This window comes from Streptomyces monashensis (genome assembly GCF_001866665.1).
Lineage (GTDB): Bacteria > Actinomycetota > Actinomycetes > Streptomycetales > Streptomycetaceae > Streptomyces > Streptomyces monashensis.
This window is the reverse complement of sequence record NZ_MLYO01000015.1, coordinates 102,920-120,315: the sequence shown is the minus strand read 5'-3', so window position 1 is coordinate 120,315 and position 17,396 is coordinate 102,920. Positions and strand designations below refer to the sequence as shown.

At 69.7% G+C, this 17,396-nt stretch carries 14 protein-coding genes and 4 pseudogenes; 9 read left to right on the top strand and 9 right to left on the bottom strand.

The window, feature by feature from the left end; translation table 11 throughout:
• Positions 1 to 289 precede the first annotated feature (289 nt).
• Positions 290 to 994: a TetR/AcrR family transcriptional regulator gene (locus tag BIV23_RS08430; protein WP_071380126.1), complete on the top strand. Its 705-nt coding sequence runs from the start codon at positions 290 to 292 to the stop codon at positions 992 to 994.
• Between the two features lie 106 nt (positions 995 to 1,100).
• On the opposite strand, the gene BIV23_RS08425 is transcribed toward BIV23_RS08430, so the two are convergent.
• The 5 genes and pseudogenes from BIV23_RS08425 to BIV23_RS08410 all read right to left on the bottom strand — a co-directional run bounded on the left by BIV23_RS08425 (position 1,101) and on the right by BIV23_RS08410 (position 4,669).
• The gene (locus BIV23_RS08425) at positions 1,101 to 1,505 is read right to left on the bottom strand and encodes an SsgA family sporulation/cell division regulator (RefSeq protein ID WP_245790448.1); all 405 of its coding nucleotides are present in this window, start codon (positions 1,503 to 1,505) and stop codon (positions 1,101 to 1,103) included.
• Positions 1,506 to 1,797: 292 nt separating this feature from the next.
• Positions 1,798 to 2,226: a hypothetical protein gene (locus BIV23_RS08420; RefSeq protein WP_143079058.1), complete on the bottom strand. Its 429-nt coding sequence runs from the start codon at positions 2,224 to 2,226 to the stop codon at positions 1,798 to 1,800.
• 311 nt (positions 2,227 to 2,537) lie between these two features.
• Positions 2,538 to 2,701, bottom strand: a pseudogene (locus BIV23_RS53890) (transposase); the annotation flags it as partial.
• Positions 2,702 to 2,871: 170 nt separating this feature from the next.
• Positions 2,872 to 3,071: pseudogene (locus BIV23_RS51690) on the bottom strand (IS630 family transposase); the annotation flags it as partial.
• Positions 3,072 to 3,094: 23 nt separating this feature from the next.
• Positions 3,095 to 4,669 (bottom strand): sialidase family protein, encoded by a 1,575-nt coding sequence (locus BIV23_RS08410; protein WP_107471109.1) that lies wholly within the window; start codon positions 4,667 to 4,669, stop codon positions 3,095 to 3,097.
• A 1,059-nt stretch (positions 4,670 to 5,728) separates the two neighbouring features.
• On the opposite strand from BIV23_RS08410, the gene BIV23_RS08405 reads away from it, so the two are divergent.
• The 4 genes and pseudogenes from BIV23_RS08405 to BIV23_RS08395 all read left to right on the top strand — a co-directional run bounded on the left by BIV23_RS08405 (position 5,729) and on the right by BIV23_RS08395 (position 10,885).
• On the top strand, positions 5,729 to 7,183 hold the full coding sequence (locus tag BIV23_RS08405; protein ID WP_071380122.1) for a sensor histidine kinase: 1,455 nt from the start codon (positions 5,729 to 5,731) through the stop codon (positions 7,181 to 7,183).
• Between the two features lie 700 nt (positions 7,184 to 7,883).
• Complete coding sequence (locus BIV23_RS51680) at positions 7,884 to 8,936, top strand: hypothetical protein (RefSeq protein WP_079173025.1); 1,053 nt, start codon at positions 7,884 to 7,886, stop codon at positions 8,934 to 8,936.
• A 351-nt stretch (positions 8,937 to 9,287) separates the two neighbouring features.
• Positions 9,288 to 9,710, top strand: a pseudogene (locus BIV23_RS53170) (hypothetical protein); the annotation flags it as partial.
• A gap of 671 nt (positions 9,711 to 10,381) precedes the next feature.
• On the top strand, positions 10,382 to 10,885 hold the full coding sequence (locus BIV23_RS08395) for a hypothetical protein (RefSeq protein ID WP_071380121.1): 504 nt from the start codon (positions 10,382 to 10,384) through the stop codon (positions 10,883 to 10,885).
• Here BIV23_RS08395 and BIV23_RS53885 read toward each other — a convergent pair.
• Positions 10,845 to 11,279: a glycosyl hydrolase family 28 protein gene (locus tag BIV23_RS53885; protein WP_107471113.1), complete on the bottom strand. Its 435-nt coding sequence runs from the start codon at positions 11,277 to 11,279 to the stop codon at positions 10,845 to 10,847. The two genes, BIV23_RS08395 and BIV23_RS53885, sit on opposite strands and share 41 nt — an antisense overlap.
• Before the next feature lie 51 nt (positions 11,280 to 11,330).
• On the opposite strand from BIV23_RS53885, the gene BIV23_RS08385 reads away from it, so the two are divergent.
• Positions 11,331 to 11,594: a hypothetical protein gene (locus BIV23_RS08385; protein WP_071380119.1), complete on the top strand. Its 264-nt coding sequence runs from the start codon at positions 11,331 to 11,333 to the stop codon at positions 11,592 to 11,594.
• A gap of 377 nt (positions 11,595 to 11,971) precedes the next feature.
• Here the strand turns inward: BIV23_RS08385 and BIV23_RS08380 are convergent, their stop codons facing one another.
• Positions 11,972 to 12,784 (bottom strand): helix-turn-helix transcriptional regulator, encoded by an 813-nt coding sequence (locus BIV23_RS08380; protein WP_071380118.1) that lies wholly within the window; start codon positions 12,782 to 12,784, stop codon positions 11,972 to 11,974.
• Positions 12,785 to 13,003: 219 nt separating this feature from the next.
• Here BIV23_RS08380 and BIV23_RS08375 point away from each other — a divergent pair, with 219 nt between their 5' ends.
• Positions 13,004 to 13,741: an SDR family oxidoreductase gene (locus BIV23_RS08375; protein ID WP_071380117.1), complete on the top strand. Its 738-nt coding sequence runs from the start codon at positions 13,004 to 13,006 to the stop codon at positions 13,739 to 13,741.
• Positions 13,742 to 13,897: 156 nt separating this feature from the next.
• On the opposite strand, the gene BIV23_RS51665 is transcribed toward BIV23_RS08375, so the two are convergent.
• A complete protein-coding gene (locus BIV23_RS51665; protein ID WP_071380116.1) occupies positions 13,898 to 14,125 on the bottom strand; it encodes a hypothetical protein in 228 nt (75 codons plus the stop codon).
• A gap of 374 nt (positions 14,126 to 14,499) precedes the next feature.
• Positions 14,500 to 14,763: a hypothetical protein gene (locus BIV23_RS08365; RefSeq protein ID WP_071380115.1), complete on the bottom strand. Its 264-nt coding sequence runs from the start codon at positions 14,761 to 14,763 to the stop codon at positions 14,500 to 14,502.
• Between the two features lie 322 nt (positions 14,764 to 15,085).
• Here BIV23_RS08365 and BIV23_RS45840 point away from each other — a divergent pair.
• Together BIV23_RS45840 and BIV23_RS08360 are read left to right on the top strand one after the other, a co-directional pair.
• Positions 15,086 to 15,599 (top strand): annotated as a pseudogene (locus BIV23_RS45840) (IS5/IS1182 family transposase); the annotation flags it as partial.
• A 90-nt stretch (positions 15,600 to 15,689) separates the two neighbouring features.
• The gene (locus tag BIV23_RS08360; protein WP_071380114.1) at positions 15,690 to 17,216 is read left to right on the top strand and encodes a hypothetical protein; all 1,527 of its coding nucleotides are present in this window, start codon (positions 15,690 to 15,692) and stop codon (positions 17,214 to 17,216) included.
• Positions 17,217 to 17,396: the final 180 nt, after the last annotated feature.

The window sequence follows — 17,396 nt, the reverse complement described above, 5'->3', positions numbered from 1 at the left end:
GACGCGGCCGGTACCGCCAACGCTCCGTGACGGTCACCGGGGGGAGAGAACAGGCCGGTGTGCCCGGCGACAGCCTGCCGCAACCGACATGACCGGTCGGGCAAACGCCTGGACGGCTCACTCGTACGCCCATGCTTCGACCATGAGGGCGTCAGGTGTCGGGAGCAGACGGTTGCGCTCGCCGTTGTGGTCGAGGATGCACAGATATGCAGCCGGCCCCTCGCCTGGCGGATCCCGTGGGCAGGGTCACATCCAGAATCCGAGGGGCCCCTCATGTTAGCCTGGGTGCATGAATCGCCAGCCTGTTCCGCCTGCGCCTCCAGTGCCGGCCAAGCCGTTGCGCCGCGACGCGCAGCGCAACAGGGACGCGATCGTGGCCGCCGCTCGCAAGGCCTTCGCCGAGCAGGGGCTGGAGGCTTCCCTGGAGGGTGTGGCCCGCGAGGCAGGCGTCGCGATCGGGACGCTCTACCGGCACTTCCCCCGCAGGCTCGACCTGATCGAAGAGCTCTTCACCGCGAAGTTCGCGGACCTGCTCGCCGCCGCCGAAGAGGCGGCGGCCATGGACGACGCCTGGGAAGGCTTCTGTCACTACCTGGAGAAGCTCTGTGAACTTCAGGCCTGCGACTGCGCCTTCAACGACCTGGTCTCGGCCCGGCTGCCCGTTCACGCGTTCGGCAGGGGAATGTACGAGCGCACGAAAGAACGGGCCGCTCAGATCTTCCACGACGCCCAGGAGCAGGGCGCCCTCCGTGCGGATGTCACTCCGGCCGACCTCGCTTTCGTCATCTGGTCCCAGGCCGGGATCATCGAGGCCACGCGTGCCGTCGCCCCCGACGCCTGGCGCCGCCACCTGCACCTGCTGCTTGACGCCTTCCGCGCCGAGCGCGCCCACGAACTGCCCGAGCCCCCGCTGACCCCGCAGCAGTTCGACCAGACCCTCACCACTGTCGAGTGCCCCGAAGAGGAATGCGGCGAGTGCTACGAGGAGGCGTGAGTCGCGGCGCATGAGATCGCCGGGGGCGGGACATGCGGCGAGCCCGGTGCCGTGGCCGGCATCCGGACCCTCACCCACGCGGGAGCCTCGCCGTCCGGCGAGGCGTTCAGTTTTCCGCCAGCAGCTGGGCCAGCTCGGCATCCAGGTCGAGTCGGCTGGATTCGGCCCCTGGCGGCACCACGGACCATGTCTCGCGCAGGAAGGATTCCACGCCCTGCGCCGGGAACTCGAGCAACGCCGATCCCGCGGGCGAGCGGAGAACGACGTACACCACGTCGCGTCCCGATTCGCCGGCAGGCCACATGCACACGTCTCCGCGCCCGGTGTGCTCGCTCAGAGCCTGAGCCAGCATGTCGCGACTGAAGAACCACTCGACCGTTCCACCCTCGCCCTGGGGGTCGAAGACGGCACGGACGGCATAGGGGTCATCCGCCTCGTACCGCAGTGCCACACGCATCGACACCATCAGGTCGTGCGACACGACAAGCCGCACAGGCAGCTCGAAAGCCACGGTTCTGACCGATCTCACTGTCCCTCACTCCCACATTCCGCACGCCCGGCACTCCGGTCGCTCCCCACGTGCTTCGGGGCACGGGGCATGGTGTCGCCGACGCGGCCGGAGGTATCGGAGGGCGGGAGCAACACACGCGGATCTCACGTGTCGGCCCCGCTCGGCCAGGAAGCTGTGTCATCGGACCGGGCCTGATACCGGCTCGGCTCGCGGTCGGTCTGGCGAGCCGGAACGACGCGATCCCCGTCCGCGGGACGGCTCGCCAGACCGACCGTGGCGGCCTGCGGCCGCATCAGTGCTGGTGCAGATACCAGGCGACCTGGTCCAGGTACCAGCGGTCGCCGCCGACGCCGAACCACGTCGTCGCCTCATCCCAACGGTGCCCGTCCCAGACGGACAGGTGGCGGCCGTCCCATCGCTCTTCCCACCCGCGGTCGTGGCGCCTCTCGTCGTGGTGGCCTTGGCGGTCGTCGTTCGAGTACCAGCCTCGGGGTGCGCCAGAGCCGTCGCCCTGTCCCCCGTGGTAACCGCCTGCGTACGCATCCTCGCGCTGGCCGTCACGGTCACCGCCGGTAGCGAAGGCGGCGATCGTGGACTGCGTGTGCTCGGCGCGCTGCGGGGCCGTCGCCGCTGAGGCCGAGCCACCGGCTCCGAGAAGGGCTCCGCCTGCCAGTGCCGTGGAAGCGACAGCGATCGAGACGCGCCTGATCCACCTGTTCATAGTCATTTCCTTGTGATGTGCCGCGATTCCGCCGACTCGGCGGTCGCTGTCATGTCCGTGTTCTGTGACCCAGAAATCCCGGATCAGCCGGGTGTCGAGCAGCGGGGGAATCCTGAGGGGTCCCTCATGTTCGGCCCCGCCCAGCGTACCCGAGGGGGGCCTCATGTTCGCGGTGAGGACCATCACAGCGGAGCGGCCCATCCAGTACGGGGCTCAACCGCAGCGACATCGACGCCGTCCGTACACACCGGCAACTGCTGGGCGGCCGCCAAGAGCGGAGGAGTCGCGCGGCAGCTGGCGGCAGACCTCCTTCTCTCGATCACGCTGAAGACGTCCCGCACGGAGTGGACCCGGCACCGCCGCCAGGCCGCGCCGAGAAGAACGGTGCGGATGGCGCCGCCGGCCCACTGTGGCTGTCGGCCATCACCAGCTGGACATCCTCCACGCCACGGGCCCGGTCACCCATCATCAGCCCCCATGCAGTTGGACACCGGCGCGTACGCGGGGCCGTCGGCTGCTGGGGGCCGCAGTCGGCAGCGCGACCGCACTGACGAGAACAGCGGCGAACGCGCCGGCGGCGGTTGAAGCGCGGTGGCACGGGACGCTGCCGCGCCGGCGCCTCCCGCACGCCGGCGGCGTCGGCTGGTGGATGAGTGTGAGTCCGGTGTCGGCCAGGCAGCCGCCGATCAGGTCGGGGCGGAGCTGGATGTGGCGTAGGCCCCGGCGGAGGGTGCGTTCGAGATGTTCGTCGTCGGTGAGGGCGGTGTTGGCCAACGGGCCGCGCCGTAACGGCGACCAGACGCCCACGCCCGGTTCAAGTCCGGTACTTCTGAGGGAAGTTGGATGAACTTGTGGGCCGGGGCTTCGATCAGCGGACGAGTCGGTGCGGCCGGGCTGCCAGAGGTCCCGTCGCGGACGATGGGGTCGTTGCCGTGGCCGCAGCAACGGGTCCGTATCCCATGCCGGTGGGGAAGATCCCGCTGTAGGCGTCCGTGGAGTTCTGCGGTGCGTTGTCGTTGGTCTCCACGAACAGCGGCCGTACGGCAAAGGGGCTGTCGGCGGCGAGACCCTCGTAGTCGCCGAGGAAGTGCCCCCCGGCGGAGGGGGCCCGAAGCCAGTCGAAGACGCGTGAGATGCGGCGTTCGGTCGGGTGCTCCTCGGCCCCACGCGGGAAAGTGAGCAGCCAGGCTGCGGCGGGCAGGGTCGTGGTGTTCCCTGCGGTGAGGTAGCGCAGGTCGTAGTAGGTGAGCGCGACCGTACCGCGGGCGTCCACGCTGATGGAAGGTGTGAAGGCGGGGGCGGAGGCGACCTGGTTGACCCGCTTCGGGGCCGACCAGGTACGACCGCCGTCGACGGAGTGCGTCAGCTCGACGGAGTTGTAGGCACCCGCGCTGAAGTCCGAGCCCTCGTAAGCGACGTACAGCTCACCGGTGTGCGGATCGATGGCCACGCTCGGGAGATCGCCGCCTGCCCGCAGGGACTTGGTGGAGTCGGTGGGAGCATTGGGATCGACCTCGGGTACGGACGTGTCCTTGGCGATCGTGACCGGCTTGCTCCACGTGCGGCCCTGGTCGGTGGACCTGACCACGGCGAAGTGGAGGTCGGTGGGCGTGAAAGTGCCGGTCGTGTAGTCGATGTCGTAGGTCTGCCAGTCGAAGACGTCGTAGAGGGTGTCGGTGCGCGGGTCGACGACGATGACGTTCCCGATGGTCTGTGAGTGGGGGACGACCGAGGTGTCCACGAACGGACGGGCCGTCGACCAGTGCCGTCCGCCGTCGCGGGTGATGGAGATGTAGGAGGGGCCGTCGTAGACCTTGGCGGCGTCGTCCTCGTCGATTCGGTCCCAGACCTGGTAGGCGACACCGGGGTGGACGGGGTCCGCGGTGACGGAGTTCTTGTCGTCGGAGAACTGGGCCTGCGTGTCCTCGATCAGGGATGTCGTGTGCGTCCAGGTGCGCCCGCCATCGTACGAAGTCGAGGCCGCCACGCCGTTGCGTGCGTCGGTGGCGTCGAGCACGAGGCCGCTGGCGTAGACCGTGCCGTCGGGACCGGTGCTCACCCATCCGTCCGACGCTCTCTGGTAGTTCAGCCCGCCCGGCGCGCAGTGAGAGAACGGCAACGGAGTCTCGGTGAAGTGCCGCCCGTCGTGCGTGTACGTGGCGGTCAGGCCGCGGGCGCCGCCGTTGGACCAACGGTCCTGCTGGAAGATGCCGACCGCGTCGCGCGGATCACGAGGGGACACGGTGACGTACGGCTCGTCCTCCGCCGAGGCGTAGTTGGTACCGGTCCCGTCGCCGCTGGTGTCACAGGAGGCATAGGGATCGCCGGGCGATACGAGACCGACCGGCTGGCCGTCGCCCGTGGCAGCGGAACTGCCCGCAGTGGCGACGAGCAGGAACGCGGCCGCGGTGGCCACGAGAGACGCTCTTGTGCGTGTGCGCATGGCGATTCCCCCAACTCTGCGGAGATCATTCCGTCTTGGGTGGTGCGGGCGCAGGTACGGCCCCGGTGCAGCGGGACGCGATTCGCCCGGTGAGGCTAACCCCGCATCAGGTGTGCAGAGTTGAGAGATGCGGTCAAGGACACGTCAATAATCGCTTGGCAGTGTGATCTCTGTTGGCCTGTCGGGAGCGGCCGAAGACGAGCACGGCGGCAGCCGGGGCGAGGACCGCGGTGCCGCACACCAGCAACGGGACGTGCTCGTCGGAAGCCGGGCAAGCCCAGCCCACACACCGGCAAGGAGGGCCGCAGCGCTGGCGAGCCAGGGGTGGAGGCGGCCGAGGGCCATGCCCTGCTCGGGGCGCGTTCCAGCGGACACCCCCGTCCCGCCCGGTCGCACGGCATTGCGCGACGGCCGTATTACTCGCTTTGTGCTGCATCGCCGGCCGGGGGCTGTCGTGGACCACGGAGTCAGCCGTGCCGAAGTCTGAGCCGGAAAAGGAACCGGTCGTCTCTGCAGTACGACGTCCGCCACGCAGTACGACACCCGGCCGGATCATTCCCTGCCCTGTCTCGCGCCACGCGCGACATCTGACCGGGCCTCCTCCACCGCGGCCACGGCGCGTACCACCGCACCATCGCGGCCTTCGACACCGCGCGTAGCCCCAAACCCGTCGTCGGCAGCCGCTCGGCGGACCATGGCCGGCGCTTGGGCGGATGCCAATCGATTACCTGCTCGACCACGGCCGGAAGCCCCAGGACCGCATGCTGGAGATCAGCTGCCGGAATCTGCCCAGAAGGAGGTTCCGAGGCATGGCGCACCCTCGTGCCGCGGCGGGCTGACCGCCCGATTCATGGACGACTCGGAACGGCGTCCGCACTGCCGATCGAAGATCCAGCTCTCGCAGCGACGGCGGTGTAGCGGCGTCTCCCGGCGGCGGTCATGGGAAAGCTACTGGTGAGAGGCCAGTAAGAGCAGTCACTGACGGCCCCCGAGCGCTGCCGTCGGCGGCGGTCGACCAGGCACACTGGCGACGCCGACCGCCCCAGAGGAAGCCCCACCATGGACAGCACAAGACACCGGCTCGCGATCCTGCACCCCCGCCGCAGCCTGGGCACGGTGTTCGCCCTCTCCTTCGCCTGCGTCACCGCCGCCACCACCCTCCTCGGCGGCGTCCTCAGCTACAACGCGGCGGCCCGGATGGTGCGTGTCGATCAGGACGACGTCTTCCGCGGCGTCGTCAACGACCTGCACCAGCAGGTCGCCCAGCAGCGCCTCTCGCCGACCGACTACTTCAGCGTCAGTCCCGACCGTAACAGTCCCCGCGACGATCTCTCACGCCGCATACGCACCGACGTCCAGGTCCTCGGCCGCGCCGGCCGCGTCGAGGAGCGCGGCTTCCCGGCGCTGCCGGTCCGCGCGGCCGACCGCGCCGCGGCCTCGCACGCCAAGGCCGGCCACACCATCTACTACAAGACCCAGATCCAGGGGGACCGCTACCGCGTCGCCACCGTCGCGCTGGGCGGCGGCCGGGGCGCCGTGCAGGTGGCGCAGCAGTACAGCGACACCGAGGACCTGCTCAGGCAACTGAAGGAACGCACTGTCGAGCTGAGCGCGGTCGTCCTCGTCGTGGCGGGCCTGGCGGGCTGGTGGCTGGCGCGCCGGATCGCCGGGCGACTGGTCCGGCTGACCCGGGTCGCCGAGGACGTGGCCCGCACCGGCCGGCTGGACACCGAGGTCCCGGTTGCCGGGCCGGACGAAGTCGGCCGTCTGGGGCGGGCGTTCGACGGGATGCTCGGCAGGCTCGCGGCCTCTGAGGAGGTGCAGCGGCGGCTGGTACAGGACGCCGGACACGAACTGCGTACCCCGCTGACGTCTCTGCAAGCCAACGCAGCCCTCCTGGACCGCATAGACCAACTGCCTCCCCAGGCCAAGGCGGACCTGATCGCGGACATGAAGAGCGAGACCCGCGAACTGGTCAACCTCGTCAACGAACTGGTCGACCTCGCCGCCGGCGACCGGAACGCCGAACAGCCCACAGAGATCGTTCTGAGTACCCTGGCCGAGGACGCGACCGCCCTCGCCCGGCGCCGCACCGGCCGGGAGATCCTCGTCGAGGCCGACGACACCGTCGTGCGCGCCCGGCCGGACGCGGTACAGCGGGCACTGACCAATCTCCTGGAGAACGCGGCCAAATTCGACCACGACGGAACCGACCCGATAGAAGTCGCCATCACCGGCACCCACGTGGAGGTGCGCGACCGCGGACCGGGCATCGCCGAAGCCGACCTGCCCCGCGTCTTCGACCGTTTCTACCGCGCCGACAGCGCCCGGAGCCTGCCCGGCTCCGGGCTGGGCCTGGCGATCGTGCACGCCGTCGCCGTCGCCCATGGCGGCACGGCCTTCGCTCGCAACCGCACCGGCGGCGGCGCGATCATCGGCTTCACCCTCGACCCCGCCTCCCGCCTCCCATCGCGTACGGCACCGACCGCCAACTCGGCCGCCGCGCCGCGCTGACCGGCGAGTACCGGCCCGGCCACCTCAGAGCACCCCGCGCCGCACGAGCAGCCGCAGCGACACCGCCACTCTCCAGGCCGCCGGGTCCGCCCGGCCGCGCCCGGTCGCTTGACGCGACCTCACTCCCGGTGCCGGGCCGCAGTTGCTCAGAATCGGTGCGCCAACGCCGTGGCGGCCGCGGAGTCGAGGAGGAACTATGAGCGACAACTTCACGGTTCGGCCGTCGGCATGGCGGGCGTGACCGTAGAAGCCTTCGGGTTGCTGAGTCAGGAATAGAGGAAGTTGGCGAGTCACCGCGGCGACCAGCTCGGAACGGGTGGTCGCGTCGTGTGCTTCGTCGCCGCCCGCGCGGAATCCATCGAGACCGCCTGCTTGTCTCCCTTGCCTTCGCTCTGTTCACGGTCGTAGCACGCCTTCGAGACCGGGCAGCAGCACAGGCTGACCATGGCCGACAGATACCTGGATCGCAGCAGGCCGCGGTGGTAGCCGCGGGGTCTTCGAAGGTTGCCGCTGACGCGTCCGGATTCGCGAGGCTGCAGGGCCAGGCCGAAGGTACGCCGACGTGCAGAGGAAGACCTCACGACAGTTCCCGGTGTTCGTCCTGGAACCTGTCGCCGAACAGTGAACCCGGGCCGCATTCGCCGGATGCGTGCGGTGCGGCAGCCAGGTATCGCCGCCCGCCCCCCATACGATCACGGCCATGGGCGAGCGGTGGTCTCCGGCGGCGCCTCGGCAGCCCCGTCCGGACGGATGGTCGCGACTGACGTCGTCGCGTTTCGTGCCGGCGGTGGTGATCTCGCTGATCATCTCGGCCCTGGCCGGGCTCTTCGTCGGCGCCTACTGCTGGGCCATGGCCAATCCCGTACCGCATCGCGTCCCCGTCGCAGTGACGGGAAGTTCGGTGCCGGGCGAGCGGTTCACCAAGGCGCTGGAGGACGCGCTCCATACGTCGCTGGTCCTCCATCCATACCCCGACCACGGCAAGGCGCTCGCCGCGGTCGACGCCCAGCGGGAGTTCGCCATCCTGCAGCGCCGGCCGACTGGCGTGGAGGTCGATGTGGCGAGCGCGGCGGGCGCGTCGGTCGCCCGGGTGCTCGGCCAGAGCGCCCCCGCAGTAGGACGGGCGCTCAGCATCCCTGTCCAGGTCAGGGACGTCAAACCACTTCCGGCCACCGATCCTCAGGGGCTCGCTCTCTTCTACATCGCCCTGGGATCGACCATCCTCGGTTTCGTCGGTGCCATCCAGCTGGGAGTGCATGCCCAGGCACTCCGCCCCGCGGAACGGATCGCCGCCACCATCGGCTATTCCGTGCTGGGCGGCCTGTGGATCTGTGTCATGGCCGACTGGGTACTCGGCGTGGTGCGGCTGCCGTTCGCCCAGTCATGGGGGATCTGCACGTTCACCATGGTCACGGCGGGCATGATCTTCACCGCGTTCCACACCTTTCTGGGCCGCTGGGCGCTGCTGCCGACATGGCTCCTGCTGGTCATCCTCGGCAACCCGTCGTCCGGAGGCGCTGTCGCCTGGCCGCTGCTTCCGCCAGTCCTTGGTTTTCTGGGGCGGTTCCTGCCTCCGGGCGCGTCGGTCAATGCCCAGCGCAACGCCGTCTACTTCCCGCACAACCAGCACGTCGAGCCCTACGTGGTGCTCGCCGTGTGGTGCCTGGCGGCCACGTCCGTCTTCCTTGTGTGGCGTGCACGCCACCCCGCCGGCCGGGCAACAGTGCAGGCCGCCGCGCCCGGCGCGGGGTGAACGCGCTACCGGAGCGCAGCCGCCGACAGGCACGCACACCTCAACGCGCTCGTACACCCGAGCGCGCGACGGCATCGGCACGGATGTGCCGCATCAGCCACACCCCGGCGAACACTCGCAGGCCCCGCCCGACCGTGTTCGCTTCTCATGCCGGAGGCGGCATAGCACCGGTTTCAGGAGGGTTCGTCACACCGTCCGCGAGACTCAACCCAGCCGCGCCGTCGCACAGCCCATCTACCGGACAGCCGCTTCTCGGCCGAGGACGGCCCCACGTTCCCCGCAGGCGCCGTCGAGCCGCGTGGCGAGTACTCCTACACCCGCTTCGGCAACCCCAACCGCGCCCGGGTCGCCGTCGTCGTCGCCGAGCTGGAGCACACCGAGGCGGCCCTGGTCACCGCGTCCCGCATGGCAGCGATCACCATGGCCGTGCTCGCCTGGCCTCCGCCGACGACCACGTCATCGGCCAGCGGTCCACCTACGGCGGCACCGCCTCGGTCCTGCTCAACCTGCTGCCCCGCCTGGCGTGAGCACCACGCTGGTGGACAGCGCGCCCTCGAGGCGGTTCGCCAAGGCCCACCGGTGTCACCCTCGGCCCCATCGAGGCCTGGCTGCTGCTCGCGGCATCCGCGCCCTCTCCCTCCGCGTGCCCCCGCACCACGACAACGGCCTGGCCCTGGCAGAGGCCCTGAGCCGGCACTCGACCGTCAGCCACGTGCACCACCCCGGGGCTTGTCACACCACGCCGTTCGGCAGAGGCTTCACCGCCCCGCGTAGCACGGCCCAGGCAGACAGCATTCGCCGCCTGGTAGATCGTCCCGACGTGACCCACGGCCACCACCACTCCGGAAGCGTCCGCGCGCGGCCCGGGATCAGCGAACGAGACGACCCCGCGCACTCGCAGACGAGGAGTTCGTCGAAGAGCGGCCGAGAAACCAGCTCTCGGCGTTCTCCGGGCACTCATTCGTGAGGACGGAACCGTGCGACTTCCACGACTCGACATACTGGGTCTTCTACGCACCGTTGGAGGTACTTCCCACGGGTCATGGTGTGCCCTACCTGTGAGTCAATCACGTGACCGACGGGTTGATAGCCGCCTGAGCGCCCGCGTCGTGGGCAGCAGTTCCACCGGCGACTTCCCGCCTACGCCGTTCCGGCCTGATCCCGTAGAGGCCGACCGGCGGGCCGTCGGCGCAGGCCAACAGCCTGTCAACTCCTCGCAATCTCCTCGCATGCACAAGCAAACCGCGCCGTCGTCGGCGTAGGGTCGGCTCGTGCGTGCAGTCGGTCAACCCCCCTCGCTGTCCTCCGCCCCTGTGGCTCGTCGCCTGCTCCTGGGCGCTGGCCTTGCATCGGTCGCCCAATTCGGCGTCGGATGTGGCGACTCGCACAAGAAAGCCACGGCGGCCGGTTCGCCCACGGTGAATGCCGCTGACGGGACCGTAGTGATGGTGATCCGGCACGGCGAAAAGCCCACCTCCGGGCAGAGCGGGATGGACGACTCCGGGCGACCGGACAGCAAGTCGTTGACGGCCCGGGGCTGGGAGCGGGCACACGCACTCCCGAAGCTGTTCTCGCCGCCCAGGGCGGGACTGGCACGACCGGAAACGGTGTTCGCCGCTGCCGACCAGGGCCCGAACGCGGGAGCCCATCGCATGCGCCAGACCGTGACCCCGCTGGCCAAAGACCTCGGGCTGACCGTCGACACCGACTTCGCCGAAGGGTCCGAGCGCCGACTCGCGCAGGCCGCGCTGACCGCGCCGGGCCCTGTACTGATCTGCTGGGAGCACAGCCGGATCCCCGCCATCGTGGCCGGGCTCGGCGCGGCGGACACCCCCGGGACGCCGGCCACCTGGCCGGACCGCTTCGACCTCGTGTGGGTTTTCCGCCGCCGGTCCGGATCCTGGTCGTTCACGCAGGTCGACCAGCATCTGCTGCCAGGAGACCGGTAGCCGACAGGCCACGGAACGGGGCACGCGCGATGTCACAGCTGCCCCGTCGAGCAGTGCGGTGATCCTCGGCGGAGGCTGCAAGCTCGGGAAGGAGGGAATCGCGCAGGACGGTACGGAACCGCTGCCGCTCACCGAGAGCGTCGACGCCCAGCGGGTACTTCACCTTGGTCAGGCAGGTGTTGTTGTACGTCACCTGTTGGACCGTTTCGCCGTTGCCAGACGAGAACTTGATGCGGATGCCGTTGCTGCTACGGCTGGCGTTGCCCAAACTGTCGGCGCCCAACAGGGCCGTAGAGGTGTGTCTCCTTGGGAAGGCGGCGTGGGTCGTCGTGCGGCTCCGGTGCGACGGCCGACGGCTGGAGGCGACGGTGAGCGATGACGGCGGTGGGCACACCCGGCTCCCGGAGGCGGCACGCGGCGGCGGCTTCGGCCTCGTCGCCTCGCGATGATCGGCGACAGCCTCACCGGCAACGAGATCGCCGCCGCCTTCACCCAGGTCACGGGCACCTCCAGCGCCTACGTCCCGATGCCGCACGACGATTTACTTGCCGCCGTCCCCGACTTCGGCCACGACTACGCGGCGATGTTCCAGTTCTTCGCCGACCGTGACCTCTACGCCCGAGACCGGGACATCGCCCTTCTCCGCCGTCTGCACCCCGACCTGATGACCTTCGAGGACTGGCTGCATCACACCGGATGGACGGGATGACCACCGACCACCTCGAGAGCGAACGCGGCACGGGTGACAGTGATCGCCGGAACAGCGCCAGGCGGCATCGGCACGGTGTCGACCCAGCACACCCGGATGGTCACCGATCCCGACAACGTCCACCGGGCCGAAGCGGCCGGCGCATTGGCGGACTCCACGCCGACGGGCCCGCAGGCTGGCGTCTGTGCTCACACATGTGAAGAACGGCTGGGGCCGACGCATCACGCGCGGTGAGGCGGCGGTCCCCCTTCTTGTCCCCCTTCTTCAGGAGTTGCTTCTTCAGGAGTTGCTTGACGCGCAGCCGTCGGCCCCCGCCGCCGTACCGGCTGAGCGCAGATACTGCAGCCGACCAGCCGACCTGCTCCTTCATCCGCCGGTCACGGCTGCGTCCCCGTGGGGCAGTTCGCTGCCGTCAAGTAGACGACCAGCGTCTGTTCCGGCTGTTCGGCCAGGTGAAAAGCGGTGTACGCGTAATCGATCGCTCCGCGTTGCGGGTGTCGTAGCCGTTTCCGACCGCTGTGCCGGGCCTGCACCTCGTACTGAGGCCACCAGTCCCGCACCTCCGGGCTGCCCTCGTTCAGGTCCTCGATCAGTCGGGTGTACCGCGGGTCGCCGGAATGGCGTGCCGTCAGCGTCCGAAGTCGGCCGAGCAGGCCGCGTGCCTCGGGTTCCCAGTCGACGAGAACCTCCCGGGCCACCGGTTCGAGAAACACCCAGCGCACGAAGTTGGGAGGCCGGTCCGCCTCGGTGATGAGCCTCGGGAACAGCTCGTCGGCTGCCTGATTGTGGCTGAGGACGTCATAGTTGCCGGCGATGATGTACGCCGGGTTCGGCTGGAGCAACAGGGGGACGGCACCGGCCTCGGCCGTGAGCGGCTCGCGTTCCTCGGCTTCGGCGACAGGGACGTGCCCGGCAAGCTGGAGGAGGTGATCGCGCTCGTGCCGGTCGAGCCGCAGCGCTGCGGCGAGGGCGTTCAGCACCTGTTCGGAGACGCGGATGTCCCTCCCCTGCTCCAGGTACGTGTACCAGGTCGCGCTGATCCCGGCCAGCAGTGCCAGTTCCTCTCGGCGAAGTCCCGGAGTCCGACGGCGGCCGGTCCGGGGCAGGCCCACTTCGTCAGGGGCCAGGCGCTCTCTCCGGCTGCGGAGGAACTCACTCAGTTGACGGCGTTGAGCCGGTTGCGTGGGCATGACGCATGGCACCTTCAGTTCCAGAATAAACACGATCTGGATACCAGGCTAAGCCCGTCGGAGACTGGTGTGCGAGCACGGGCCGTGGCGCTTGCCGACGGCCTTGAACAGTTACACCGGCACCGGCCGTCCAGCGCGCAACGGCGTCCGAACGCTCCTCCAGGACCCGCTGCCGCTCGGCACTCCGGCCCCGGTGCCGAAGACGGAAAGGACGACTTCATGTCCGGAATCAAAGGCAAAGTGGTGGCGATCACCGGAGCAGGCAGCGGCATCGGCGAGGCGACCGCTCTGCTGCTCGCCGAACGCGGCGCGCGACTCGTCCTCGGCGCACGCCGGTCCGAACGCCTGGCGGAACTGGTGGCCCGGATCGAAAAGGCAGGTGGCACGGCCGTGCAGATCCGTACCGACGTGACCCGGCGGGACGACCTGCGGGCCCTGGTCGCGCTGGCCAGTGAGTGCTTCGGCCGACTCGACGTACTCGTCAGCAACGCCGGAGTCGGCACCATCTCGCCTCTCGACGATCTGCGCGTCGACGAGTGGGACCACATGGTCGACGTCAACGTGAAAGGCGTGCTGCACGGGATCGGCGCCGCTCTACCGGTCTTCCGGGCGCAGGGCACCGGCCACTTCATCGCCACCGCCTCCACGGCCGCGTTTCGCATCGTGCCGACCATGGCCGTCTACGCCGGAACCAAGTTCGCGGTCCGGGCGATCTACGAAGGACTGCGCCAGGAAGCCGGCGACTCCCTGCGCGTGACCACCGTCTCGCCCGGTGCGACTGCGACGGACTTCGCCGAGGCGTCAACCAACAGCCAGGTCAGAGCAGAGATCACGAAGATGCGGGACGACATCGCGATCCCGCCCGACGCGATCGCCCGGGCCATCGCCTTCGCGATCGAACAGCCTGCCGCGGTCGACGTGAACGAGATCGTCGTACGGCCCACCGCCCAGAGCTGACCTTCCCCGGTCCGCCCTGGAGAACTCTTGCGGACGCGGGCGCGCAGTGCCGGGCCTGAGGCAGATCATGGACGCGCACGTGGCAGAGCCACATGGCCAGCTGCGGCGCTCATGTGACTGAGCGCTCCATCTGACGGGACTCGCCGACTGAGCCACTTATGAAGCCCGCTTCGGTCGGGTCGTCTCGGTCAGTCCGGTGGGCACCTGCCACTCGTAGCGCCGGCCCCTGCTGGTCAGCCGCAGGCCGTTCTTGAAAACAGCCACCCCCAACTCGCTGGCCGCCTTGGCGACGAGGGGGACCGTGTCACCGCTCTTCCTGTAGCCGAAGTTCGCCACGGACCCGGCCTGGAGCGCGGTCTTGGTGGAGTCCGCCGCCGGTCGCACAGCAGCGTCGAGACGACCAGCGCCTCGTAGCGGCCCAGCAGTGCGCGACCGCGCTCGGCCTGCTCAGGATCGGCCCATCCGGGCAGCACCGAGCTGAGCTCGAAGTAGCGCTGGACGCAGGGCGGCAGGCCTGCGGGCAGCGCCTGACCGTTCTTGCCGAAGCCGTGCAGCGCCTGCCGTACCTGTTCTGCCGGCCCAGCTCGTATGTCTCGGTGATCGCGGCGTCACCCGCCGCGATCACCGGTGTCCCACATCCGGTCCAGCATCTCGTCCGTCCACGCGCTGGCGGGCATCCCTGCCTCCTCGAAACAGGTCACGAGCAAGGCCCACCCCTACCCACCTCCACCTGTCCACACGGATCTTCAGCGGGAACATCACTCCTCGGGCGCGATGAGCGCAGTGAGGCCGTAGTCGAGTTCCATGCCGTCCACGAGCAGTGCCTCAACGGTACGGGTCCGGGGGTCGATGTCGGCGACCATGCCGTGGCCGACGTACCGGGGGTACCCCGTCTCCCCGGTTTCGCCGGTGGCCTCGACCATCGCCGAGCGGACGGCGCTGTCGGCGACGGTCGCGCTTCCGCGCGTTTCCACGTGGGCGGGGACCAGGAGGATTTCGAAGCGGGTGGGATGTGCGGGCATGCCTCGACGTTAGGCGCGTGGCGGGCGGGGTGGGGGCTCGCCACTCCATGGCGGGGCTGAATTTCCCCGGTAGGACCGTGTTCACACCGGCCTGACGGCCGACGACACCCGGGGCGGGCCCGGTCCAACCCCTTCCACGATGGCCGCGGCCGGCTCCTGCTGGCCCCCTGCCCAGCGATTCCACACCGCTCGACGGCGTCAAAAGACCAAGAGGTCGCACGGGCAAGCTTGGTTGGGGACCTGGCAGCAGAACCGGCACAAGCCCCGATGATCATTGAGTTGCGACGACGCTCTGTGATCGCGAGGGACACCTGTACCCGCGCTGCCGTCACGGCTCACCGAACCGCTCTGGGACCCATTCGTGGCACTGCTTTCCGAGCGTGCCGAGTTCCACCTGGACCGTCCACTCGGCTGCCACCGCCGACGCATCAGCGACCGGATCATCATCGACAAGCTCCTGCGGCTGCTGCGCTTCGGCTGTTCTTACGAGGCGAACGCCGACACGACCTGCTCGGCCACCACGATCCGCGAACGTCGCGACGAATGGATACGACTCGGCGTCCTGGCCCAGCTCAAGCGGATCGCGCTGCACTCCTACGACCGGGTCGTCGGCCTCCTCCTCGACCAGATCGCCGTGGATGGCTCACTCACCAAGGCTCCCGGAGGCGGCGAGGTGGCCGGTCGGTCACCGGTCGACCGCGGCAAACAGGGCCTGAAACGCGGGCATGACGGACGGGTACGGCATTCTGGTGAGTCGTGTCCTGGCCGGTGCCAACCATCACGACGCCCCTTCGCTCGCCTCGACCCTGGACCGCTCGGACGACCTGGCGCGCCTCGCCCGCTGCTACGAGCGACGCGCCACCCTCCGCACGCCTCCTCCAGAGGCTACGAGTCCGTTGTCAGTGCACGGTGTTACTTTCTGTGACATGACCGATCACGCGCTACGACTGCTGCGGCAGGACCGCCGCCTGGCCGAACTGGCCGCCTTCCCCTTCGACTTCGACCTGGACCGCGCCGCCCACGGCCATGTCGAGGAGGTCCGCCTCGCCTCGGGCGGTCCGCTGGAGGCGATAGCCGGGGACGATACCGGCGGTACGTACTTCGTGTGCGCGGACGGCTCGGTGCTCTACGCGGACTCCGAGGGCGCCGCAGGGATCATCGGCTCCAGTGTCGACGAGACCCTGGAACTCGTGATCGGCCTGCCCGGCTGGCGCGGGTACACACGTCTGTCGCCGGACGAGGGCGAGGAGAAGATCCTGGCGTGCGTCGCGGAGACCGAGGACGAGATCCGCGAGTACTACGGAATCGACGAGGAGCGTGCCGAGCTCCGTGCGGCGCTGGGCTTCCCGACGCGCTCCCCGGTCGAGTTGGTGGGCAGACTTCGTGCCGCGCTGCTGCGCACCGAGCCGGAGTTCGTACTGCTCAACGCGGATGAGGGGAGCGCGTACGACCGGATCGGCCCGGCCGGTGCCCCGCTGTGGGAGCCAGTGCTCGCGGCGGGCCGCGCCGATCTCGCCCGGCTGCGAGAGGGCGACCGCACGGCATGGCGTGAAGTCGCCGAGGACCCGGTGCGGCGCCGGATCACCCTGCGGGCCGCGCAGTTCGACCGCGCCGAGGGCGATCTGGAGCTGTTGCGGCATCTGCTGCGGCACGAGACACGGTCGTCGATGTCGGACGAGCTGCGGCTCGCGGCCGTGCTGGTGGGGCTGCGCGGGGACACCGGAGATCTGCCGCTGCTGTTTGAGGTCCGGGAGACGGACTTCGACACGGCGTGTGGCCTGGGCGGTATGCCGGAACCGGGTGCAAGCGCGGACGAGTTGCAGCGGTGGGCGCGGACGCTCGACGAGTCGATGTTCGGGACGGACCCGTCGGACGAGCCGGTCTCCACATGGACCGACCTGGCGCGGGACCAGGGGATGACGGAGCTCGCGCGGGCGACGCTGATCCGCGAACTCGACAACATCTTCATGGACCAGAGCAGACTCCGCCGCCCCGAGGCGCCCCGCGCCCTGGCCACGGCCCCGCTGAGCGGGCTCGCCCGGGACTTCGAGGAACTCGGCGACCTTCCCCAGGCGCTGCGTGCCCAGCGCCTGTACGCCGCCCTGCAGGAGACGGCTTGGGACCGGATCTCGGCCCGGCACACCCTGGCCCGCCTGGAGCGGGAGGCGGGCCGGCTGCCGCAGGCAGTGGACAGCCTGGCCACCGTGCGCAATGCCCTGGCCACCCCAGGCGACGACTCGCTGCGCTACTGGAAGCAGGTCGGCCTCGGCCGCTTCATCGCCGAGGAGCACTACCGGCTCGCCCTCGCCCTGGCCGACGCGAGCCGCCCCGAGGAGGCCCGTACCCTCCTCACCGCCGCCGACGCCATACTCGGCGAGCTCTCGGAGAACACCGCAAACGGCATCCGCGAGCTCGCCGAGCTAACCGCTGCGAGAGTGCGGGAGGCCAACTGAGGATGGGGCGACGGGCTGGCGGTCCGCCAGGAAGCAGTGCCCGCGGCGGGCCGGCTGGGCCGTACTCCGGCAACTCTCCATCGCCCTCTCGGCCTCCTACCGCTGCCGCCGCCGGGAGAAGGAGCCCTGCGAACGCGTCCGCCGAGCTGATCGAGCTGATCGAGCTGATCGAGCTGATCG

Coding starts and splice junctions, on each gene's coding strand:
- BIV23_RS08430 (WP_071380126.1), top strand. CDS start 290: ATGAATCGCCAGCCTGTTCCGCCTGCGCCTCCAGTGCCGGCCAAGCCG.
- BIV23_RS08420 (WP_143079058.1), bottom strand. CDS start 2,226: ATGAACAGGTGGATCAGGCGCGTCTCGATCGCTGTCGCTTCCACGGCA.
- BIV23_RS08410 (WP_107471109.1), bottom strand. CDS start 4,669: ATGCGCACACGCACAAGAGCGTCTCTCGTGGCCACCGCGGCCGCGTTC.
- BIV23_RS08405 (WP_071380122.1), top strand. CDS start 5,729: ATGGACAGCACAAGACACCGGCTCGCGATCCTGCACCCCCGCCGCAGC.
- BIV23_RS51680 (WP_079173025.1), top strand. CDS start 7,884: ATGGGCGAGCGGTGGTCTCCGGCGGCGCCTCGGCAGCCCCGTCCGGAC.
- BIV23_RS08395 (WP_071380121.1), top strand. CDS start 10,382: ATGGTGATCCGGCACGGCGAAAAGCCCACCTCCGGGCAGAGCGGGATG.
- BIV23_RS08385 (WP_071380119.1), top strand. CDS start 11,331: ATGATCGGCGACAGCCTCACCGGCAACGAGATCGCCGCCGCCTTCACC.
- BIV23_RS08380 (WP_071380118.1), bottom strand. CDS start 12,784: ATGCCCACGCAACCGGCTCAACGCCGTCAACTGAGTGAGTTCCTCCGC.
- BIV23_RS08375 (WP_071380117.1), top strand. CDS start 13,004: ATGTCCGGAATCAAAGGCAAAGTGGTGGCGATCACCGGAGCAGGCAGC.
- BIV23_RS08365 (WP_071380115.1), bottom strand. CDS start 14,763: ATGCCCGCACATCCCACCCGCTTCGAAATCCTCCTGGTCCCCGCCCAC.
- BIV23_RS08360 (WP_071380114.1), top strand. CDS start 15,690: ATGACCGATCACGCGCTACGACTGCTGCGGCAGGACCGCCGCCTGGCC.